Raw genomic sequence first — 21,788 nt, 5'->3', positions numbered from 1 at the left:
TAGGGAATAACTTTTCAAAAACCCGCCAGGTACGTAGAGTATTCAAGCATGGCTTTGACGGAAGGACGGATCTTGCTCTCACTCAGTGGTGTATTATCATTCTTGGATGGTTTGGAGTTGACTTCGAGCAGCCATACGCGCCCAGTGGTGTCCAGAGCCAGATCAATACCAAGTTCACCAAAATGAGCAGGGATGGCACTCTCGATCCCTTTTGCGATATCCAGTGCTGCGGTGTGCAATCCTGCATACGCGGAAGCTTTGGCTGATCCAGACAACTGAGTTTTGGCAACAGCATCCTTGACGGTGCTGAGACTTCCACCCCGTGCCAGATTGGATACGTAGTGACTCCCACCCGCTATCCGGGCGACGATGGAGGTTACACTCCATTTACCCGTACGGTTCTTTTGCACGAGCGCACGGAAATCCACGGGTCTGCCACTGTTGTCAATGAGAGTCAGCCCTTGTTGGATCTGATAACGCGTTGTTTTCATTTTCCCCGACATACTGGCATACAGTTTATCCAGAGAAGTATACGTTTGTTTCCGGGTACCCCCGACACCAGTCGCCAGAGTCAGGAAGCTTCCGTCAGTCTGACGTGAGACCCGGATGATCCCTTTACCCAAAGAACCGCGTACGGGCTTCAGAAATACAACCGGATGTCGGTTGCACATCGTCTTGAGCATGGCGGACGTCTTGAGCAAATGAGACTCGGGAAGAACTCGTTTAAGCGTTGAAATGGACTTGAGTGCGTCAAACACTTCATTTTTGTCCAGAAACTTTTCATTGAAGGTTTGCGTGCCGTAGAGCGATTTTACTTCTTTCATAAAATGCTGTACGCTAGGTTTGTTCTCAAGCTTGCGGGACGTTAGCCGGTTATTGACGACGTCTGCTACAGGCAGAACAGTCTTTTTCCAGCCGTCATCATACACCCAGCCTTTCATATAACCCGTTACCGCTCCAATATCCTCCGGTGTGAAAAAGGATACATAGGCGCCTTGCTTACGGCAGGCGTTCACCAGTTCTTGACAGAACATCGTGATGGAGCCAAAGGGCCGATCGGGCTGATCGGGATAATCCTGGCTAACCAGTACACTGATGTAGGGTCCAAGGCGAAGCGTACGGCTGGCTGAACGATAGGATACCCTCAGGACCGAACGTGGAACGAGACCGGTCTTGCTGGCAACTGTCTGATTGATGCGCAGCCCGTCATACCTTGGTACCGGAATAACAGTGACTTCGCGGCGGAAAGAGCCAAATTGCAGCTGAAGCGGCCTTCCTGAAGGGATTTTAAGCGCCTTAAGCACCCCTTCGCCCAGCATGATGACGTCGTCCTGCAGGATGCCCGAGCCGGTAACCTGAATCGTTACTTTTTTAGTGGACATCACGGATCTCCTTCCGGGCGGCAACTTGATGTCTGATCTCGAAGTTGAACGGCATCTGAACATGGCATGTGCTTCATCATATGAGGACATATAACCCTTGGTGATTGACCCATATGGATTAAATGCATTTGATTTCGAGGCAGGTTATCGATGGCCTGTTTCAGATCGCCCTTGTTTGACAGGAGAGAAAAGCGTGTATTAACACGGATGAACAAACCAATCTGAGGAGGAATAATAGTGAACATTTATGACAAAGCCAATGATTTGGCCAAAGCACTGAGAGAAAGCAGCGAGGTGGAAGAGATTACTTCCGCAATGAAGCTGATTGAAGCTGATCCAGATGCAAAAGCAATGCTGGATAACTTCCGTGATCAACAAATGGAATTGCAACAACGTATGATGAGCGGGGATATGCCAGCTCCGGATGAGATGGAGAAAATGGAGAAACTGTTTGAAGTACTGAGCTTGAATCTGAACATCCGTCGTTTGTTTGATGCGGAGCGTCGCCTCAGTGTCATCATTGAAGACGTGAATAAAATTATTGCTGACAGCCTGGGTCATCTCTACGGTGGCGCTGAAGCGTAAACGCTTGTCTTGTTTTTTTACCTGAACCTTTCATAATAGCTTCTTATCGTTCATAGACTAGACATATAGAGTCGATCAAGAACGAAGGAGCTGTGAATGGTGAAGAGGTTGAAAAAAGCAAAACATGTGATCTATCTGCTTATTGCGTTGTCGATGCTGGTCATTGCACTGCCGCGGATTTCCTTTGCTGGAGGAATGGACTGGGTTAATATTTTTGGCATCGTATGGGTGCTGTTCTCCTTATTAATCGTTGGTGCACATCTGCATTTTATTCTCGGTGTGGATGAAGAGAAGAAGCGTGCACTGGAAGCCGTTCGCCGGGCGAAGCTGCGGCAGTGGGAGATGAAACTGCTGGACAAGCAGGAGCGGAGCGAATCTGTATAAGGTACAGTATGAGATCCAACATGGAAGACCGGAATCCCTTGACACAAGGGGTGCGGTCTTTTTTGGTACATACCGAATTAGAGGTTAATCGGATGATTAAATTTAGATGGCGAACTTGCCTATGAGAATGGGGTAGAGGTGGGGTTATTTTCCTAAAGCCGTGTTATAATAGATACAGTATAGTACAGATGCATCTTCGGGGGTGGTACAGTTGGACGGACAGGAAGAGAACGTCACGAAGCATGAACAGTTACTTCAACATATTGAACAACTGAAGGTTGGCAGTAAAATATCAGTACGTGGACTTGCGCGGGAGCTGGGTGTAAGTGAAGGGACAGCGTATCGTGCGGTGAAAGAGGCGGAGAACTTCGGGCTGGTCGTGACCAAGGAACGAATTGGAACGGTGCGGATCGAGAAGAGACCTCGGGGCATGTCGGAACAGTTGACCTTTGCTGATGTTGTGACCATTGTGGAGGGTCATGTGCTGGGGGGTAACGAAGGTCTTGCCAAACCGCTGCATAAGTATGTGATTGGCGCGATGAAAGAACAGGCAATGGCCCGTTATATTGACGCTGGGAGTCTGCTGATTGTGGGTAACCGTGAAGATGCTCACTCGCTTGCCCTCGAACAGGGAGCGGGCGTGTTGATTACGGGTGGTTTTGGGACAAGTCGTGAAGTAAGAATTATGGCTGACGAGCTTGGGCTACCGATTATTTCATCCAGACATGATACATTCACGGTGGCTTCGATGATTAACCGTGCGATCTTCGACCGGCTGATTAAGAAAAAAATTATGCTTGTTGAGGATATCATTGGTCAGAAACCTCGTTTGCAGGTGTTGAAAGTCACCAGTTCAGCTGCAGATTTTCATATGTTGGTATCGGAGACGGGCGAACATCGCTTCCCGGTGGTGGATGAATGGAACCGGGTCATCGGGATTGTGAGTCTGAAGGATGTCAGTGAGCTGAAAGAAGATCAAAGTATTGAGAAATGCGTGATACGCCGCCCGATTACGGCCTCATTGCAGACATCTCTTGCTTCTGCTGCCCAGATTATGACCTGGGAAGGCATCGATTTTCTGCCCATTGTGGATCGGAATCGCAAACTGATTGCGTCCGTCACACGCAAGGAAGTGCTTCAGGCGATGCGGGATGCACAGAAGCAGCCACAACTGGGAGAGACGTTTGATCATCTGATCTGGAACGGGTTTGCCGAGGAGCGTGGTGAACAGAACGAATTGTTATTTCACGGATTCATCATTCCCCAGATGGCAACGGATCTGGGTACGATTTCCGAAGGTGTTCTGTTGAATGTGATGACCCAGGCTGGCCGGCGGGCAGCGTGGGATGTTACAGGGAACGACCATGTGGTGGATAATGTAACGACTTATTTTGTTCGACCGGTACAGATTGAGGATCAGATCCTGGTTCGACCGTTAATTCTGGAAACCAGTCGTCGAACGTGCAAAATGGACATTGTGGTTACCCGTGAAGGCAGTGTGGTATGCAAAGCGGTAATGACATTGCAGTCGATTGACCATGCCTAGCAGGGTACGTTGCCTCGGGCATATACAAAGAGAGTACTCCCTGATCGAGAAGCTCTGCCGGGTTGCGCTGTCGCGCGGTTCTGGCTTCGCTTAATAAAGGGGAAGTACTCTCTTTTTGCAGACACAACGATAACACTTCAACGAATCATGCAGATTGTCCGGAGGTTTTACCTGATCCATTACTGGACCGTTGTTGAAGTCGCGCATAATAACTGCGGTTACGTATTCCGGCAAATACATTGTACGCACCCATAATTAGAAATAGCGCTTCCACAATTACAGATAAAGTGGAACCCGTGAATACAAACATCAGGATCAGGGCAAGAACAACAAGCATGCCACCCATCCAGATATTTGTCCACGAACGGTACAGACCGGCGCTGGCAGCATCCGAGCTTCTGTGTGAACGAATACTGTTCAACGCTGCAAAAACCATGGCAACAGCAAAGATGGCGATTAGAGCATATTTGAGTACATCAATGAACACAAAGACGCAGCTCCTTTTCTGGAAAGCATTTACTGCCCTTATTGTACCATGCAGAGATGCAGACAAGGGCAGTTTTTTGCTATTATCCTTGTGTTACGCAGGAACGTGCATGCGAATCTGTACCCAAACTTGCAGTACGCCTTCCATAACCAGCATCGTTTTGACCTGAACGGTGTACTCCTTTTCCCTGACCGAGTACACTTTCTGATTCAGCATGATTCGCGTCATTTTGCTATACTCGTCGATGTTGAATACATCTCTGCCCCGAAGTACCTCAAGTTCGTCTCCGAGCTTCTGTAACATCACTTTCAGAGAAGCCTCGTCTGGCCCCTTATCCGATTCTTCTGCACGGACCTTGATTTCCTTGATAACGGTTTGGCGTTTACTGTATTTTTTCAGCGTTTTGATATCCTCCTCATTCTGATGCAGCTGAAGCTGCAGCTCCTGATTGTTCAGCCACAACGCATTGTAACTCAGGTGAAATACACCGTTGTAGACGACACATCCAGCGATCATTCCCAGAACAAACACAGCGGTCATTCGCATCAGCGGGCGGTAACGAGAAAATGGCGGAACTCTCATGAACGCTGTTCCTGTCTCATATTAGCTCCGGCCTCCGCCGCACACCCATTTCACCAGCTCGGTTCCCATATGCGCGCCCATAAAAGCAGAGATCAAATACAGGATTTGTTTGACCGCCGGAGACAAGTTACCATCTAAGAAATTGCTCTCGATGACACGCATGGGGTCTATTGTGCCGCCGACAGCGGCTGCGAGTGCCCATATCTTTATTTTCCCAGAAATATCGAGCATCGTCTGTGTCGGAGGCTGAAGAGAGATCACGGCTCCAATACCTCCGATCATCGCGCCGCCCAGCACGATTCCAAACGCAATAAAGAAATCAAGAATGGCTTTGGACAAAAATGTGCTCACTGGCAACACCCCTTTCAGACCTAGCAGCACACCTCCTGTCTTCGGTCTGTCACAGGGGGAGCGGCTTGTACTTCTATTGTATGGGCGTGCCCCCGAACGTTATGATAAAATAGAATAATAAAGTCTCCTTTTAAGAGGTTGTTACAATTTCTAATATGGGGATTCCATTTTTTATTTATTTAATTCATATATATGAGATAGATAGGGTAGCAGTGGGATCAGAAGATCGATGCTGCGACTATCTGCGGCGAAAGGAAGAAAAAAACATGAGTTCTTTTGTGCATTTGCACGTTCACAGCGAATACAGTTTGCTGGACGGCGCTGCGCGTATTCCGGATCTCGTGAATAAGGCTGCAGATCTCGGAATGACGACACTTGCGCTGACCGACCATGGCGTGATGTATGGTGCAATTCCTTTTTATAAAGCATGTATGGAGCGAGGCATCAAGCCGATTATAGGTTGCGAGGCATACATGACAGCAGGGTCCCGCAAAGAGCGGGGAAGCCGCAAGGATCAACCGATTCATCATTTGATTTTGTTAGCCAAAAATATGACGGGTTACCGTAATCTGATGAAATTGTGCTCGATTGGACATCTCGAGGGCTTTCATTACAAACCCCGTGTAGATATGGAAAGTCTGGCTGCCCATCACGAAGGCATTATCTGTCTAAGTGCGTGTCTGGGTGGTGAAGTACCACAGCATCTGCTGCATGGGAGAGAAGAAGAGGCAAGACGTGCGGCGTTACGCTACAAACATATCTTTGGTGCCGACTTCTATCTGGAACTTCAGGATCATGGGCTTTCCGAGCAAAAAAGGGTGAATCCGCAGTTGATCAAACTGGCGGCTGAGCTTGAGATTCCGCTTGTAGCGACCAATGATGCGCATTACCTGTCGGAAGAGGACGCTGAGCTTCAGGATGTATTGATCTGTATCGGAACGGGCAAGACCGTGGATGATGAGAATCGGCTCCGAATTGGAACGAATCAGCTCTATCTGAAAAGTGAAGAAGAGATGGCTCGTTTGTTTCCGCATGTACCGGAAGCTCTGGCGAACACCGTCCGCATTGCGGATTCCTGTGAGTTGAAGCTGGAATTCGGCAAATCGATTTTGCCGGAATACAGACCGCTTCCCGATGGACTCAGTCCTTCGGCGTATCTGCGTCAGCTGTGCGAAGAAGGAATGGAGGAGCGTTACAAGCAGTCCACACGTTGGACAGACGCGGAGCTTCGAGCTGAACTTGAACAACGACTGGCGTATGAACTCGGTGTAATCGACAGCATGGGGTTCTCGGATTATTTCCTGATTGTTTGGGATTTTATCGCCTATGCGCATAAACAAGGCATTGTTACTGGACCGGGCCGGGGCTCCTCGGCAGGTAGTCTGGTAGCGTACACGTTGCACATTACCGATGTTGACCCGATGAAATATAATCTGCTCTTCGAACGATTCCTGAATCCCGAGCGGATCTCCATGCCGGATATAGATATTGACTTCAGCGATGAGCGGCGGGATGAGGTCATTGATTATGTCGCGCATAAATATGGCAAAGCCCATGTTGCCCAGATTATTACGTTTGGAACGATGGCTGCCCGTGCAGCCGTGCGTGATGTTGGACGGGCACTGAATGTGCCTTATGGCGAAGTGGACAAGGCTGCAAAGCTGATTCCGGCACAGCTCGGCATTAACATCGAGCGAGCCATGGAAGCTACACCTGAGCTGAAGACGCTGTATGAAACCAAACCCAAAACGCGTGAACTGCTGGATATGGCGATGAAGGTCGAAGGTATGCCACGTCATGCTTCAACACATGCGGCGGGAGTGGTCATCTCCCGTGACCCGCTGACTGATGCGGTGCCACTTCAGGAGGGCAGTGAAGGAACAGCGTTAACCCAGTATTCCATGGAAAACCTGGAGTCTATTGGGCTGCTTAAGATGGACTTTCTTGGTTTGCGTACCCTCTCAATCATTGAGCGGTGTATACGCTGGATTGGGGAACATGGAGAAATTCCGGATTTCCGCCTTATTCCCGATGATGATCCGTTAACGTACGAGATGCTTGGGAAAGGGGACACGATGGGCATATTCCAACTGGAATCTGCCGGGGTACGCCGTGTGCTGAAAGAGATGAAGCCAAGTAGTTTTGAAGATGTAATCTCGGTACTTGCCTTATACCGTCCGGGTCCGATGGAGTTCATATCCAAATACATTCAGGGCAAGCATGGACAGATTGAAGTGGATTACCCCCATGTGGATCTGGAGCCTATCCTGAAAGATACGTACGGGATCATCGTGTATCAGGAACAAATCATGCAGATTGCCTCCCGGATGGCGGGTTTCTCGCTGGGTGAGGCAGATTTGCTCCGCAGAGCGGTCTCCAAGAAGAAACGGGAAGTGCTGGATCTGGAGCGCGGACATTTTGTACAAGGCAGTCTGAAACAAGGGTATAGCGAGGAAGAGGCAGACCTGGTCTATGATATGATCGTCAAGTTTGCCAACTATGGCTTCCCGCGTGCTCATGCCGCGGCATACGGTGTGCTTGCATTCCAGACGGCTTATCTGAAGGCACATTATCCGGTTCATTTTATGGCATCCATGTTAACAGCCGTAATGGGCAGTCATCGGAAAGTGGCAGAGTACGTGGTGGAATGTCGACGTATGGACATGGAGGTGCTTCCGCCGGATGTGAATGAGAGCGGTATTCTGTTTACACCTGTATTTGTGCCGTCCGGCAGCGCAGGAGCCGGGGATCAGAGCAATGCATCGCAGCAGACTGCGGGAGCAGATGCAGAGAGTGACGCTGGAAGCCCGGCCGAAGAACATGCCGCGAACGGTAACGGGAGTTCCTTCAGGGAAGATCGCGTTCATGAGCATGATGGGCATTCGGGACAAGCCGAATATGGTGAAGCACCTCTGCCGGATGATCCTGGTCCTGAACCGGAAGAGGACAATGGCGGATATGAGTGGCAAGCAGCGACATCGATGCCTGAGGCATCCGACAACCGGAAGGAACCGGGATTGGTGACGGCTGTTTCAATGGAAAATGGTAATAAACAAGGGCAAGAAGCGTCTTCTTCGCGCGCGGAGCAAGGTGAACTGTCCTCTGTGAAGAAAAACGATGCAGTGTCTAATGCAAATGCGGATGAAGATAAGGAAAAATTAACGGGTGCAATACGATTTGGTCTTGCCGCTGTGAAAAATGTCGGTACCCAAGCAATGGAAAGCATTATGATCGTAAGGCAGGAGAGACCGTTCGACAGTCTGCTCGATTTTTGTCGTCGTGTGGATCTGCGTGTATGCAACAAACGGGTGATTGAATCGCTGATCCAGGCCGGAGCTTTTGATACATTACCTGGTCACCGGGCCCAATTGCTGGCGATGCTGGATGAAACTGTTGAGGCGGCGTTGAAATGGCGCAAGGAACGCGAGGATCTGCAGATTCAATTGTTCGACTTTGTTGAGACGCCAAACTGGGAGATTGAATACCCGGAAATTCCTCCTTATTCCTCAGGGCAGCAACTGGAGCTAGAGCGTGAGTTGTTAGGTTTGTATCTCTCCGGGCATCCGCTGGATGACTATGAAGATGTGTTGGAATCGAGTGGGGCTGACCGGATCATGGAGCTGACCGAGGCGGCAGACGACACGATGACCGTCGCCGCGGGTATGGTTGTGTCTGTGAAGTCGATCACGACGAAACAGGGCAAGGCTATGGCGTTCATGGAGCTGGAAGACCAGATCGAACGCTGTGAAGTCGTTCTCTTTCCCGAGGTATGGCGGCGTAGCCAGCAACATGTCGGGAAAGGTGAACTGCTCGTCGTGCGTGCCAAAGTACAGCAGCAGGACGAAGGGTTTAAGCTGCTGGCTGAGGAAGTGGTGCCGTTGTCACCGGCGGCACTGGAGCAGCAGCTGCGCAGCCGTGACCGGCGCGGCAAGCCCGGCAGCGGCAGCTCTTCACGCCCGGCGCAGGCGGCTTCGCCGCGGCGGCCAGCGGGCGCAGGAGCCGAAGCGCAGCGCAGCAGCGCAGGCGGGGATGCTTCCGGTGCGCGTAGCAGCGGGAGCCAAGGCTCGGCGGCGACGCGCAGCGATGCGGCGGGTACGGGCGCAGCCACGGCGGCGGCTTCCCGGCCTGGCGGTGCCGCTGAGGCGGCTGGCAGCCCGGCGCAGAGCCGCGAACCGCGGGCCGTGGAGCAGCGGGTGTTCGTGAAGATTGCCCCGCATGCGGAGAAGCCTGAGCTTCTGGCACGTTTGAAGCAGCTGCTTCAGGAGCATCCCGGACCTGTGGCGACAGTGCTCTTCTATGAGCAGCAGCAGAAGTTGCTTGCGCTGAGTGATACCTACCGGATTAAGCCATCACCAACCTTGTTCTCCGAGATGGAGAAAATGCTGGGTGAAGGCACGGTCAAAATTAAATAAGAGGCTGTCCCGTAAGTGATAGCACTTATCCATATTATGAAACCTGTTTGGCTCAATGCTGAACAGGTTTTTTGTGATTATTTCAGCGCGGTTTCCTGACGACAGGGTTTAAACAAACGAATTGCAGACTTGTTAGGGCCGCCGGAGCCTGAATGTACAATCCTGCAACATGTCCATGGTGTAATTGGTCTCAACCATCCGCACATTTTATGAACATTTTAACAGGTTGCTGCATACACTTGAGAACACCGAAGGACCTCGCGGTCCTCGGGGGATTGATGCGGGAGGTCGAGATATGTCATATGAAATCGTAGAAGCCATGCTGGCCCGGCGGGGTGTACGGATTGATGCAATCGCAGCAATTGTATACCGTCTGCAAAAAGGGTACCACCCCGAACTGACCTTGGACGACTGTGTAACCAGCGTGAAATCCGTTCTACAGAAACGAGAGGTGCAATATACGCTCTATACCGGTATTGCTCTCGACGAACTTGCGGAGAAAAAACTCTTGCCCCAACCGTTACAGGCTATTATGGAAGCGGATGAATCCCTGTATGGAGTGGACGAGACTCTGGCCCTCGGCATTACTCATGTGTATGGTATGATCGGCTTAACCAGCTTTGGTTATCTGGATAAAGAAAAAATAGGTGTAATTCATGATTTGAACGAACACACAACAGCCATTCATGTCTTTTTGGATGATCTGGTCGCAGGGGTGGCGGCTGCCGCATCTGCCCGGATTGCACACAAAAATATTAAAGCCAAAAAATACCCCTCAGACCTGTAACCCCCTGTATTTCCATGCTTATATGCTGTTGTCACTCCAATGGCTCGTATGAAGTCATCAAGGGCGGCCAAGGCTGCCCTGATAGGCTTGATGCTGCTTATCGATGGGTATCAACAAGAAGATTTCGTCAACCATATGAGTTATTCGTGGGGGACAAACGTCCCTCATGATCCCGAATTCTCCCCAAAGGTCCCGAACCCTTTCTTGCAGAAAAAAAGTGAGGTATGTTATCATTAGTCCAATATACGGGCTCTGAACATTAGCTTAGGGGGCGGACAAGGCATGTGGACGGTGATTTACATTGCGCCGACAGCAAAGGTTGCGGACAAGATCAAGACCAAGCTTTCGGAAGAAGGTTTTCTGGTACAGACCCGTCCCATCAGTTTATCCAAGCAGCAATTTGAGATTCGCGTCCCTTCTGGGGAATTGGAAGAGGTTCAGGAAGTGCTGAATTCCATTCTGCATTCCTGATTCGTTCGACATCGACGTGCCTTGGCAGATGAAGAAGTACCATCGGTACATAAGGGACTAATCGCGTAAGCGGAGAGAGGAATCGACTTGCATGTATTGTATGCTGCTGTCCTTCCTTCTTTTTTTGTTAGGACAAGGACCGATCTGGTTGCTCCCGGAGACCCTACCAAGATAGATTCAAACATCGGCGCAACAATCTTTCGGTTTTGCAGGTAACATCAATCGTGCTGACAGAAGCCGCTGATCCTTGCCCTGTACCGGCGGATTTTTTTGTTGTGAATGCTGGACAAGGCCCATGGCAGCGTGTGGGTCGTAAGCGGTTTACCGTAGCACGCGGATGAAGCTGCCACAAGCAGCGCTCTGCAGGTTGCGGCCATCAAATCAACGGCTGGAGAGGTGTAGTTGTGTTCAAAGATATATTCCAGAAGAAACGGAAGTACGCTACCATACCTTCCGAGCGTGCACTTCCCGGCGAAGGCCAGGAAGTCCTAGAACGCCCAAAACGTGAAATACCTGAAGGGCTTATGAACAAGTGCAGCAAATGCGGCACCATTCAATATAGCAAGGAATTGGAGAAAAATCTGAAAGTATGTCCTGCCTGCGGTTACCATATGCGTCTTAACGCTATGGAACGCATTGCTATGGTACTTGATGATCAAGGATTTGTTGAGTTTGACGCTGATATGATATCGGTTGATCCACTTGGCTTTCCTGGATATAGCAACAAATTGGAGCAACAACGTCTGAAATCGGGCCTTAAGGAAGCGGTAATTACAGGGGAAGGAACCATTGAGGGCCTGCCTGTAGTTGTGGCTGTCATGAGCTTTGATTTCTTCACAGGCAGCATGGGTTCTGTTGTAGGGGAGAAAATTACCCGTGCCATTGAGCATGCAACAGAGAAGCGCTTGCCAATGATTATTTTCTCCACATCAGGTGGTGCCCGGATGCAGGAGAGTATTCTCAGCCTCATGCAAATGGCCAAAACAAGCGCAGCTTTATCCCGTTTGGATGAACAGGGCGGGCTGTACATTTCGGTCATTACGGACCCAACGACAGGTGGAGTCTCGGCAAGTTTTGCGAGTCTGGGCGATATTAATATTGCCGAACCTGGCGCTGTATTTGGTTTTGCCGGCAGAATCGTTATCGAACAGACGATCCGTCAGAAGTTACCTGATGATTTCCAGACGGCTGAATTTAATATGCAGCATGGTCAGTTGGACATGGTTGTGCACCGGAAAGAACTTCGGGCCACTCTTGGCAAGCTTTTGGATATGCATAGTGAAAAAGGAGGGGTCTAAATGGCGGGTGAGTTGCCATATGAAGCGCCTCTGGTTGAGATGCGCAAAAAGATTGATGAACTCGTACAGTTTGGACAGGAAAAAGGCATCGACTTCACGGACGAGATTGCCCGCCTGGAAGAACGTTACCATAGACTTGAAGAAGAGATCTACACTGGCATAACAGCAGCTCAGAAGATGCATCTGGCGCGTCATCAGCAGCGCCCAACAGCGCTGGACCTGATCCAGCTGATCTTTACAGACTTCATTGAGCTGCATGGTGACCGCATGTTCGGAGACGATCTTGCGGTTGTTGGCGGACTTGCCAAGTTGAATGGAAAGACAGTAACGGTAATCGGACAACAGCGGGGGAAAGACACGAAGGATAATATCGCCCGCTTTTTCGGCAGCGCTCATCCAGAAGGTTTCCGAAAAGGACTTCGTCTGATGAAACAAGCGAACAAATTTGGCCGTCCTATTATTACGTTTATTGATACTAAAGGGGCGTATCCGGGTAATACTGCAGAAGAGAGAGGTCAATCGGAAGCGATTGCTCGCAACCTGATGGAAATGGCGAAGCTATCGGTTCCTGTTATTGTTGTGGTCATCGGCGAAGGTGGAAGCGGCGGTGCCCTCGCTATGGCTGTGGGTAATCGTGTGTTGATGCTGGAACATGCGATCTATTCGGCAATCTCTCCGAACGGCGCTGCTTCGATTCTCTGGAAGGATGCATCCAAGGCAGATCAGGCGGCTGAAGCGATGAAAATAACAGCCAAAGACCTGCTGGAGATGGAAGTCATTGAAGAGATCGTCCCTGAGCCACGCGGCGGTGCTCATCGAGATTATGAAGCGTCTGCTGCTTTCATCAGTGAAGCTTTGGTACGTCATCTCGACGAGATGAAGGGTTGGAGCGGGGATCAGCTGAAGCAAGATCGTTATGAGAAATTCCGTAAAATTGGATCGGTCACGTTTGAACCTCAAGCATCCATTGAAGCTCCTCAAGAGCTTGTAGAAGTCGATGTAGCGAGTAATTTGTCGGGAAATGCTGAATAATGTGACGAATTTCCTATACAAATGAGCAAAAGTATAGTAAATTTAATAGTTGGAAAAAGAAAAATAGATAAAGAGTAATACCTTTAAAATCGGAGGAAACCCAAAATGCGCAAAACGAAAATTGTATGTACCATTGGTCCATCCAGTGAATCTCTGGAGAACACCAAAAAATTGATTATGGCCGGTATGAATGTGGCCCGTCTGAACTTCTCCCACGGTGATTTCGATGAGCACGGCGGACGGATCATTGCGATTCGCCAAGCATGCGAAGAGTTGAACAAAACAGTAGCGATCCTGCTGGACACCAAAGGACCGGAAATTCGGACAGGTAAACTCGAAGTTGAACCGATCGAATTGGTTCAAGACGAGTACATCACTTTGACAACAGAAGAAATTCTGGGCACCAAAGAACGTCTTTCCATTACGTATACAGATCTTCCGAATGATGTTGAACCGGGATCTACAATTCTGATCGACGACGGTCTGATCGGACTGACTGTGGTGGAAGTGCAAGGCACCGAGATCAAATGCCGTATCGTTAACGGCGGATCGATCAAAAGCAAAAAAGGTGTTAACGTTCCGGGCGTTGCCATTTCTCTGCCGGGTATCACCGAAAAAGACGCTAACGATATCGTATTTGGTATCGAACAAGGTGTCGATTTCATCGCGGCTTCTTTTGTACGTAAAGCAAGTGACGTACTTGAGATTCGTGAATTGCTTGAAAAACACAATGCTGGACATATTCAAATCATCTCCAAAATCGAAAACCAACAAGGTGTCGATAACCTCGACGAAATCCTTGAAGTGTCTGACGGCCTGATGGTTGCTCGTGGAGACCTGGGTGTTGAGATTCCTGCGGAAGAAGTACCATTGGTACAAAAACGCATGATCCAAAAATGTAACGTTGCAGGTAAACCGGTTATCACAGCTACACAAATGCTGGATTCCATGCAGCGTAACCCGCGTCCAACACGTGCGGAAGCAAGTGACGTGGCGAATGCGATCTTCGACGGTACGGACGCAATCATGTTGTCCGGTGAGACAGCTGCGGGTAAATACCCAGTTGAATCTGTTCTGACCATGTCCCGTATTGCTGAAAAAGCAGAATCTGCTCTGCCTTACCAAGAGTTGTACCTGAAACAACGTGTTGCTCAACAAACAACAGTTACAGAAGCAATCAGCCAATCGGTTGCTCTTCAAGCTCAAGATTTGAACGCAAAAGCGATCATTACTTCGACTGAATCAGGACATACTGCACGCATGATTTCCAAGTATCGTCCAGAATCTCCAATCATCGCTGTGACAACGGAAGACAGAACTTCCCGTCGTTTGGCTCTGGCTTGGGGTGTAACTCCTGTCAAAGGAAGACTGGTTGATTCCACGGATGCTTTGTTCGAAAATGCAATTGAAGGCGGCGTAAAATCCGGACTTGTTAAAGAAGGAGACCTGGTTGTGATCACAGCAGGTGTACCTTTGGGTCGTTCCGGTTCTACCAACCTGATTAAAGTAAGCCAAATTCCAAACAACGCTTAATAGCGTCTTGGATGGAGAAGCAACAGGAAAGAAGCAATGGGGCTTTATTGTCCCGTTGCTTTTTTTCCATCTTATTGACACTTTACAGCGATGTGCCACGTATGAATGTTAGAGCGAAGGAGGCCGATAACGTGCGAGAACAGATCAACGGTAGCTGGTATGCGGCACGTCTTCGTGTACGCTATCAAGAAAGTGACCAGATGGGCGTGGTCTACCACGCGAACTATTTGAATTGGTTTGAAATCGGTCGAACTGAGATGATTCGCCAAATGGGGTATACATATCGTAAAATGGAGGAACAGGGGTTACTGCTTCCCGTAACCGGACTGGATGTGAAGTATCACAAGCCTGCCCGATATGATGATGAGATTATCATTTTCACCCGTATTGCTGCATTTAGTGGTCTGCGACTGAACTATGAGTATGACGTAAGACGCATGTCTGAAGAACCTGATGAGCACATGGCGATTGGAGAACGGGTATGGTCCACTGATGAATCACTCCCCGGTGAACGGCTAGTTACAGGTTCTACCCAGCATGTATGGGTGAATGGGGACTGGAAACCAGTTCGGCTGGATAAGGCAGCCTCTGAGTTATACAGCGCGCTTGAAAAGGTGTGGCTTTCGGGAAAGGGGTAATACGTCAATGCGAAAATGGATGTGGGCTTTACTCTTAATCATTCCGGTGATTGAATTATTTGGTTTTATTCTGATGAGTGACTGGATCGGAGCCGGAAAGACATTGCTTCTCATGATTCTCACGTCCTTGATTGGTATAGCAATGTTGCAGTTTGAAGGGCGAAAAGTACTTGTGGATGCCAAATCCGAGATGGAGCGTGGCAAGGTACCTGGAAGAAAAATGGTCGATGGTCTTTTTATTTTTGTCGGTGGTTTCCTGCTTTTGATTCCAGGTTTTGTAACGGATCTGATCGGGTTTACACTGGTATTTCCATTAACACGTCCGGTGTACCGTCTGTTCTTCCTGGGGTGGCTGGAGAAAAAAATGAAAAGTGGCAAAATTACGTTTTATCGCCGTCCGAAATGAAACACCAGTTGTTATGCATAATGGAAAAGGCTCCGCTCAGCAGATGATTTCTGTTGAACGAAGCCTTTTTCTATTTTACCTGTGTGCTCATAAGATGATGCCTCATCGGACACGTCCGTTAATGATATACGTTCTAAGGTCGCGTAATACGTTAGCCCGATTGAACGCATCGAGAATCACGAGACTTACAGGGCCAATAATTAAGCCCAGCACACCGAACAACTTCAAACCCACAAACATGCCAACCAGCGTGGCGAGTGGGTCGAGCCCTACACTGCTTGCGAGCACCTTCGGTTCAATAATCTGACGGGCGATCAGCAAAATAAGATAAATAACACTAATCCCAATCCCTAAATACAGATCTCCGTTCATAAAGAGGTATGCTGCCCAAGGCACCATGACCAGACCAACACCCAGATAAGGAAGCAGATCGACCAAACCAATCATCAGAGCGATGGTGAAGGCTGAATTGACTTGCAATATAAGCAGTCCAATCATGACGAATAGTGCTGTAATCGAGATCATGATCAATTGTGCTCTTGCGTATCCAAACAGTGCCTTCTTAAGGTCGGTCCATATGTCGGAGATCGGCTTGCGAATGGAAGAGGGTACCCATCCAGATACGGTGATGTTGTGCCTGGTCCAGCTTTTGCTAATAAAGAATGTAGACAACAGAACAACGATTAATACCGCGCCCATGTTCGGCAGGGAAGTCAGCAGACTCAGAATCATGTTGAAAAATCCGGTGACCAGATCGGTCACGGCTGTACCCACCGTTTCGGTCGTTTTACTGATATTGCTGTTGATGGTTTCCTGGTAGTTGGGATTCTCCTTGTAAAATTCATTGATCTGCGCAGTCAAACTCTGAATGGTGTCATTCTGGGTCCAGCGCACAAACGTGTCCTTGATCTCATCAACATGAAGATCAAAACTTGTCGTCAGTGAAATGACCTCTTTTACCATGCGGGTAATCGCCGCAGACAACACCACTGCAATGGCTCCAAAATAAAGGATCAATGAAAGAGTCACAGCCAGCCAGCGGGGGAATCGTGCTCGATGCTGAAGCAGTTTCACTAATGGATTCATGGCATAGGCGATAATCCAGGCAATCGCAAAAGGGTACAAAAGCGGGAACAGCAAGTATATGGAAACGGCGATCAGAACGGCCGCAATGATAACCCATAAGCCACGGAGCAGGCGTTTCATTATTATTCTATCCAAGCATCAACTCTCCTTAGTTCAATTAAGCCGACCTATGTATGATCCATGAAGCAGTATTAGAAATAGATGGCTATCTTAATTAATATAGAGCATTTACAAGGTTTTGAAACGCCGGGATGTTACCAGATCTTGTTCAAGAGCGGACTTTTGAACAAGATCTACGGGGATTCTTTCTTTTGCCTAGAGTATGCCTTAGTATTACAGAATATAGCAATAGAAAGTTCTTCATACGACAGGATTGGTTAAAAAACATTAAATGTCAACCTTGTTTTTGTAAAGGCTTTCAAAAATGCTTTATCGGTCCGATAAAGAAGTTTGATGTGCGAATGAACTCTCATCATGTTCACATAAACGACAAAATCCAGTATGATGTTATAAGTAAATACCGATTGACAGATAGGAAAACCGTAGTTTGAAATATTTGTTAATTTTAAAATGAAAATGTTTACAAAAAGAGAATAGGTGCATTTTGGCACTTATATGACACTCTGGAATGGTTCCTGATTTCGCTTATTAAAGGAGAGATGTAATATGACAGCTACCAAAGGTCTGGAAGGCATCGTTGCGACAACCTCTTCGATCAGTTCTATTGTAGACGGTGTGCTCACATACCGTGGTTACGATATCGACGATTTGGCTGAACATGCCAGCTTTGAAGAAGTTGCCTATTTGTTGTGGTTTGGTAAATTGCCAACAACGGATGAACTGAAATCCCTTCGTAAAAGCCTGAGCGATTACGCGCCGATTCCGAGCGAGTTGATTGCACAAATCCAATTGTATCCGAAAAACGTCAGTACCATGGCAGCACTTCGTTCCGCTGTCTCTGCACTTGCACTGTACGACGAGCAAGCAGATGAGATGACAACGGAAGCGAATGAGAACAAAGCGGTTAAGTTGCAAGCACAGTTGCCAACGATTGTGGCAGCCATCGCCCGTATCCGTCAGGGCAAAGAACCTGTGGCTCCAAAAGAAGGCGCTTCCATCGCAGAGAACTTTTTATATATGATGACTGGTGAAGAACCATCCGAGACCGCAGTGAAAGCATTGGATCAAGCTCTTGTCCTGCATGCGGATCATGAGTTAAACGCGTCGACATTTGCAGCCCGTGTAACGGTTGCTACGCTGTCAGATATCTATTCCGGTGTAACTTCCGCCATTGGCGCACTGAAGGGACCACTGCATGGCGGTGCTAATGAAGCCGTTATGAAAATGTTGAATGAGATCGGTACGCCTGATCGTCTTGAAGCGGCAATTCAGGAAAAACTGAATAATCGTGAAAAGATCATGGGCTTTGGACATCGGGTGTACAAAAACGGTGATCCACGCGCCAAACATCTACAGAAGATGTCCAAGGAACTTGGCGAGATGAACAATGATACGCGTTTGTATGATATGTCTGTGAAGATCGAGGAACTGGTAACAGGACAAAAAGGACTGAAGCCTAACGTAGACTTCTATTCTGCTTCTGTATACACCCAACTGGAGATTGAACAGGAATTGTTCACTCCGATCTTTGCCATCAGCCGGGTGTCTGGATGGACAGCGCATATTTTGGAACAACTTGCGGACAATCGCATCATTCGTCCACGTGCGGAGTACACTGGCCCTACAGAACAGAAATACGTTTCTATTGAACTTCGCTAATAGCCGCAAAAACAGTATAATAATATGGACGAGGTGAAGGGTTGGAAAGCAGAGGCTTATTGGCTTAAGCTCTCAGGACCCTTCTCTCAACAAGACTAGTGGTATGATGAATACTGCATATACGAAACCTAGGAGGAATTTTAACTATGAAATTAGAAAAATTTGCTCACCCAACTGAAGGCGAAAAAATCCAAATTGATAACGGTACACTTCAAGTACCTAGTAATCCGATCATTCCATTTATCGAAGGTGACGGTACAGGCCGTGATATCTGGAAAGCTTCCAAACGTGTATTGGATGCAGCTGTTGAAAAAGCTTATGATGGCAACAAAAAAATCGCATGGTATGAAGTGTTTGCTGGACAAAAAGCATTCGATACATACGGTGAGTGGTTGCCGAATGATACACTGGAAGCCATTCGTGAGTATATCGTAGCGATCAAAGGACCATTGACTACGCCAATCGGTGGCGGTATCCGTTCCCTGAACGTTGCCCTGCGTCAAGAGCTTGACCTGTACACTTGCTTGCGTCCTGTTCGTTATTTCGACGGTGTACCTTCTCCAGTTAAACGTCCTGAGTTGGTAGACATGGTCATTTTCCGTGAGAATACGGAAGATATCTATGCAGGAATCGAGTATGCTGAAGGTTCTGAAGAAGTGAAAAAAGTGATCCAGTTCTTGCAACAAGAGATGGGTGCTAACAAAATTCGTTTCCCTGAAACTTCCGGTATTGGTATCAAACCAGTATCTTCTGAAGGTTCGAAACGTTTGGTACGTGCAGCAATTCAATACGCAATTGATCATAACCGTAAGAGTGTTACCTTGGTACACAAAGGTAATATCATGAAATTTACCGAAGGTGCCTTCAAAAACTGGGGATACGAAGTGGCTGAAGAAGAATTCGCTGACAAAGTATTCACTTGGGCACAATATGATATCATCAAAGATAACGAAGGTACAGATGCAGCGAATGCAGCACAAAAAGCCGCTGAAGATGCTGGTAAAATCATCGTAAAAGATGCGATTGCCGATATCGCTCTGCAACAAGTATTGACTCGTCCAGGCGAATTTGATGTTATCGCAACATTGAACCTGAACGGTGACTATCTGTCCGATGCACTTGCAGCGCAAGTGGGCGGAATTGGTATCGCTCCTGGAGCAAACATCAACTATGTAACAGGACATGCCATCTTCGAAGCAACTCACGGTACTGCACCTAAATACGCGGACAAAGATGTCGTGAACCCTGGTTCCGTAATTCTGTCCGGAGTAATGTTGCTTGAGCACTTGGGATGGCAAGAAGCAGCTAACCTGATCTACAAAGGTATGGAAACATCCATTAACAATAAAACAGTAACGTATGACTTTGCACGTCTGATGGACGGCGCTACTGAAGTGAAATGTTCTGAATTCGCGGATCAAATCATTAAAAACCTGTAAGGGGAGATGTGAATCTTGACTATTCAGCGCAAAAAAATCACAGTAGTCGGCGCCGGTTTTACCGGTGCTACGACCGCATTAATGCTTGCCCAAAAAGAACTCGGGGATGTTGTGCTGGTTGATATTCCTCAACTGGAGAACCCGACGAAGGGGAAAGCACTCGATATGATGGAAGCAAGTCCTGTACAAGGATTTGACAGTCATATCGTCGGTACTTCCAACTACGAAGATACTGCAGGTTCTGAGATTGTAATTATCACGGCTGGTATCGCCCGTAAACCGGGTATGAGTCGCGACGATCTGGTCAATACGAATGCGGGTATCGTGAAGTCCGTTTGTGAAAATGTGAAAAAATATTGCCCTGATTCCATCGTCATTATTCTAAGCAACCCGGTGGATGCGATGACTTATGCTGCTTATCAGACCCTTGGTTTTCCTAAAAACCGTGTTATCGGTCAGTCAGGTGTTCTGGATACAGCACGTTATTGTACCTTCATTGCGCAAGAGTTGAACGTATCTGTTGAAGATGTTCGTGGATTCGTTCTTGGTGGTCACGGAGACGATATGGTGCCCCTCGTTCGTTATTCGAGCGTGGGAGGCATTCCGATCGATACGCTGATTCCGGCTGACCGGATCGAATCCATCGTTCAGCGTACACGTGTTGGCGGTGGTGAGATTGTGAATCTGCTTGGTAACGGCAGTGCATATTACGCACCGGCGGCTTCACTTGTTCAGATGACCGAAGCGATTTTGAAGGACAAGAAACGTATCATTCCAGTGATCGCTTATCTTGAAGGTGAATATGGCTATAATGATCTGTTCCTCGGTGTACCAACCATTTTGGGTGGTAACGGCATTGAGAAAATATTCGAACTTGACCTGACTGCGGAAGAAAAAGCAGGATTGGACAAATCTGCTGATTCGGTTCGCAACGTCATTTCGGTAGTAAACCTGTAAGTTTGAAAACTTTTTGAACAGAAGCTAAAAGAAAACCTCCGGTAAACCCGGAGGTTTTCTTTTCTTTGGATAAGTTCCCCAGTATAATGGGATGTGATGTATAGCACACCGAAAATGTTGAGGAGGATGAAAATTTTGACAATGATTATGTATCTGCTCCATATTGTTGGAGCACTGGCGATGGGATTCTATTTGATTCTGCCATTCGTGGTCGGTAAAATCCGTACCTTGAATGCTGCAGCACAAGAGGGAGCCTTTGCGTCGCTTCGTTCTTTGAACAAAGTTGCGCAGTATGGACTTGTAATCCAACTTCTTACTGGTGGTTACCTGATGACCAAAGGCGAGTATTCTCATGTCTGGATGGCTGTCGTTGTTGTTCTGCTCTTGGCTATTGCGGCTATTGGAGGAATTATGGGTAAACCGCTGCGACTCGCTGCAGAAGGTGTGAAGAACAAACGTGATGTGGGTCCTGAGCAAAGCAAGATCCGTATGTTCAGTACACTTCTGGCTGTATTCTTGCTAATCATGGTGTACCTGATGGTGAATAATCAGGTGATCTAAGTGCGTTGTGGACGGTTAACCCACCTTACTAAGATGTATTGTTAGTCGTTGGTTAAGCGTTTGCAGACGGAA

Annotated in this window: 20 protein-coding genes; 15 read left to right on the top strand and 5 right to left on the bottom strand. The window is 48.1% G+C overall.

From position 1 onward, the window contains the following. Window positions 1-14 precede the first annotated feature (14 nt). A complete protein-coding gene (locus MKX68_RS01500; RefSeq protein ID WP_074094376.1) occupies window positions 15-1,382 on the bottom strand; it encodes a YheC/YheD family endospore coat-associated protein in 1,368 nt (455 codons plus the stop codon). 237 nt (window positions 1,383-1,619) lie between these two features. Here MKX68_RS01500 and MKX68_RS01495 point away from each other — a divergent pair, with 237 nt between their 5' ends. The 3 genes from MKX68_RS01495 to MKX68_RS01485 all read left to right on the top strand — a co-directional run bounded on the left by MKX68_RS01495 (window position 1,620) and on the right by MKX68_RS01485 (window position 3,897). Then, window positions 1,620-1,967 carry a YlbF family regulator gene (locus MKX68_RS01495; protein ID WP_036609862.1) on the top strand — a complete coding sequence of 116 codons (348 nt, stop codon included), beginning with the start codon at window positions 1,620-1,622 and terminating at the stop codon, window positions 1,965-1,967. A gap of 99 nt (window positions 1,968-2,066) precedes the next feature. Continuing rightward, window positions 2,067-2,351 (top strand): hypothetical protein, encoded by a 285-nt coding sequence (locus MKX68_RS01490; RefSeq protein WP_085981456.1) that lies wholly within the window; start codon window positions 2,067-2,069, stop codon window positions 2,349-2,351. Between the two features lie 211 nt (window positions 2,352-2,562). Next, entirely contained in the window at window positions 2,563-3,897 is a 1,335-nt protein-coding gene (locus tag MKX68_RS01485) for a DRTGG domain-containing protein (RefSeq protein ID WP_036609860.1), read from the top strand. Window positions 3,898-4,042: 145 nt separating this feature from the next. Here the strand turns inward: MKX68_RS01485 and MKX68_RS01480 are convergent, their stop codons facing one another. From MKX68_RS01480 to MKX68_RS01470, 3 genes are all read right to left on the bottom strand, one after another. After that, window positions 4,043-4,384: a YtpI family protein gene (locus MKX68_RS01480; protein ID WP_017689501.1), complete on the bottom strand. Its 342-nt coding sequence runs from the start codon at window positions 4,382-4,384 to the stop codon at window positions 4,043-4,045. Window positions 4,385-4,477: 93 nt separating this feature from the next. Further along, window positions 4,478-4,966, bottom strand: a complete 489-nt coding sequence (locus MKX68_RS01475) for a hypothetical protein (RefSeq protein WP_036609856.1) — start codon at window positions 4,964-4,966, stop codon at window positions 4,478-4,480. 21 nt (window positions 4,967-4,987) lie between these two features. Next, a complete protein-coding gene (locus MKX68_RS01470; protein ID WP_026081169.1) occupies window positions 4,988-5,317 on the bottom strand; it encodes a YtrH family sporulation protein in 330 nt (109 codons plus the stop codon). Window positions 5,318-5,583: 266 nt separating this feature from the next. On the opposite strand from MKX68_RS01470, the gene MKX68_RS01465 reads away from it, so the two are divergent. The 8 genes from MKX68_RS01465 to MKX68_RS01430 all read left to right on the top strand — a co-directional run bounded on the left by MKX68_RS01465 (window position 5,584) and on the right by MKX68_RS01430 (window position 15,894). Next, a complete protein-coding gene (locus tag MKX68_RS01465; protein WP_340908557.1) occupies window positions 5,584-9,729 on the top strand; it encodes a DNA polymerase III subunit alpha in 4,146 nt (1,381 codons plus the stop codon). 295 nt (window positions 9,730-10,024) lie between these two features. After that, window positions 10,025-10,516, top strand: coding sequence for a phosphatidylglycerophosphatase A family protein (locus tag MKX68_RS01460; RefSeq protein WP_036609851.1), 492 nt, complete (start codon window positions 10,025-10,027; stop codon window positions 10,514-10,516). 282 nt (window positions 10,517-10,798) lie between these two features. Beyond that, the gene (locus MKX68_RS01455; protein ID WP_017689496.1) at window positions 10,799-10,987 is read left to right on the top strand and encodes a hypothetical protein; all 189 of its coding nucleotides are present in this window, start codon (window positions 10,799-10,801) and stop codon (window positions 10,985-10,987) included. Between the two features lie 404 nt (window positions 10,988-11,391). Next, window positions 11,392-12,285, top strand: coding sequence for an acetyl-CoA carboxylase, carboxyltransferase subunit beta (gene accD, locus MKX68_RS01450; protein WP_339240998.1), 894 nt, complete (start codon window positions 11,392-11,394; stop codon window positions 12,283-12,285). Continuing rightward, window positions 12,286-13,317 carry an acetyl-CoA carboxylase carboxyltransferase subunit alpha gene (locus tag MKX68_RS01445; protein WP_315936561.1) on the top strand — a complete coding sequence of 344 codons (1,032 nt, stop codon included), beginning with the start codon at window positions 12,286-12,288 and terminating at the stop codon, window positions 13,315-13,317. 105 nt (window positions 13,318-13,422) lie between these two features. Next, on the top strand, window positions 13,423-14,850 hold the full coding sequence (gene pyk, locus MKX68_RS01440) for a pyruvate kinase (RefSeq protein WP_017689492.1): 1,428 nt from the start codon (window positions 13,423-13,425) through the stop codon (window positions 14,848-14,850). 101 nt (window positions 14,851-14,951) lie between these two features. Continuing rightward, a complete protein-coding gene (locus MKX68_RS01435; RefSeq protein ID WP_338593352.1) occupies window positions 14,952-15,488 on the top strand; it encodes an acyl-CoA thioesterase in 537 nt (178 codons plus the stop codon). A gap of 7 nt (window positions 15,489-15,495) precedes the next feature. After that, the gene (locus MKX68_RS01430; protein WP_036609835.1) at window positions 15,496-15,894 is read left to right on the top strand and encodes an FxsA family protein; all 399 of its coding nucleotides are present in this window, start codon (window positions 15,496-15,498) and stop codon (window positions 15,892-15,894) included. A gap of 102 nt (window positions 15,895-15,996) precedes the next feature. On the opposite strand, the gene ytvI is transcribed toward MKX68_RS01430, so the two are convergent. After that, window positions 15,997-17,115, bottom strand: coding sequence for a sporulation integral membrane protein YtvI (gene ytvI, locus MKX68_RS01425; protein WP_340908551.1), 1,119 nt, complete (start codon window positions 17,113-17,115; stop codon window positions 15,997-15,999). A gap of 531 nt (window positions 17,116-17,646) precedes the next feature. On the opposite strand from ytvI, the gene citZ reads away from it, so the two are divergent. The 4 genes from citZ (at window position 17,647) to MKX68_RS01405 (ending at window position 21,716) form a co-directional block, all read left to right on the top strand. Beyond that, a complete protein-coding gene (gene citZ, locus MKX68_RS01420; protein ID WP_017689488.1) occupies window positions 17,647-18,759 on the top strand; it encodes a citrate synthase in 1,113 nt (370 codons plus the stop codon). A gap of 146 nt (window positions 18,760-18,905) precedes the next feature. Further along, window positions 18,906-20,198 carry an NADP-dependent isocitrate dehydrogenase gene (gene icd / locus MKX68_RS01415; RefSeq protein ID WP_076330335.1) on the top strand — a complete coding sequence of 431 codons (1,293 nt, stop codon included), beginning with the start codon at window positions 18,906-18,908 and terminating at the stop codon, window positions 20,196-20,198. 15 nt (window positions 20,199-20,213) lie between these two features. Continuing rightward, window positions 20,214-21,155 carry a malate dehydrogenase gene (mdh, locus tag MKX68_RS01410; protein ID WP_036609827.1) on the top strand — a complete coding sequence of 314 codons (942 nt, stop codon included), beginning with the start codon at window positions 20,214-20,216 and terminating at the stop codon, window positions 21,153-21,155. Between the two features lie 135 nt (window positions 21,156-21,290). Beyond that, entirely contained in the window at window positions 21,291-21,716 is a 426-nt protein-coding gene (locus MKX68_RS01405) for a hypothetical protein (RefSeq protein ID WP_017689485.1), read from the top strand. The last annotated feature ends 72 nt before the right edge of the window (window positions 21,717-21,788 follow it).

Origin of the sequence: Paenibacillus sp. FSL M8-0212 (assembly GCF_038004645.1) — a bacterium.
Lineage (GTDB): Bacteria > Bacillota > Bacilli > Paenibacillales > Paenibacillaceae > Paenibacillus.
The sequence above is the reverse complement of the archived record's forward strand: the minus strand, read 5'-3'. Positions and strand labels throughout refer to the sequence as shown.

Coding starts and splice junctions, on each gene's coding strand:
- MKX68_RS01445 (WP_315936561.1), top strand. CDS start 12,286: ATGGCGGGTGAGTTGCCATATGAAGCGCCTCTGGTTGAGATGCGCAAA.
- MKX68_RS01465 (WP_340908557.1), top strand. CDS start 5,584: ATGAGTTCTTTTGTGCATTTGCACGTTCACAGCGAATACAGTTTGCTG.
- MKX68_RS01500 (WP_074094376.1), bottom strand. CDS start 1,382: ATGTCCACTAAAAAAGTAACGATTCAGGTTACCGGCTCGGGCATCCTG.
- MKX68_RS01475 (WP_036609856.1), bottom strand. CDS start 4,966: ATGAGAGTTCCGCCATTTTCTCGTTACCGCCCGCTGATGCGAATGACC.
- MKX68_RS01430 (WP_036609835.1), top strand. CDS start 15,496: ATGCGAAAATGGATGTGGGCTTTACTCTTAATCATTCCGGTGATTGAA.
- icd (WP_076330335.1), top strand. CDS start 18,906: ATGAAATTAGAAAAATTTGCTCACCCAACTGAAGGCGAAAAAATCCAA.
- MKX68_RS01455 (WP_017689496.1), top strand. CDS start 10,799: ATGTGGACGGTGATTTACATTGCGCCGACAGCAAAGGTTGCGGACAAG.
- citZ (WP_017689488.1), top strand. CDS start 17,647: ATGACAGCTACCAAAGGTCTGGAAGGCATCGTTGCGACAACCTCTTCG.
- pyk (WP_017689492.1), top strand. CDS start 13,423: ATGCGCAAAACGAAAATTGTATGTACCATTGGTCCATCCAGTGAATCT.
- MKX68_RS01435 (WP_338593352.1), top strand. CDS start 14,952: ATGAATGTTAGAGCGAAGGAGGCCGATAACGTGCGAGAACAGATCAAC.
- MKX68_RS01460 (WP_036609851.1), top strand. CDS start 10,025: ATGTCATATGAAATCGTAGAAGCCATGCTGGCCCGGCGGGGTGTACGG.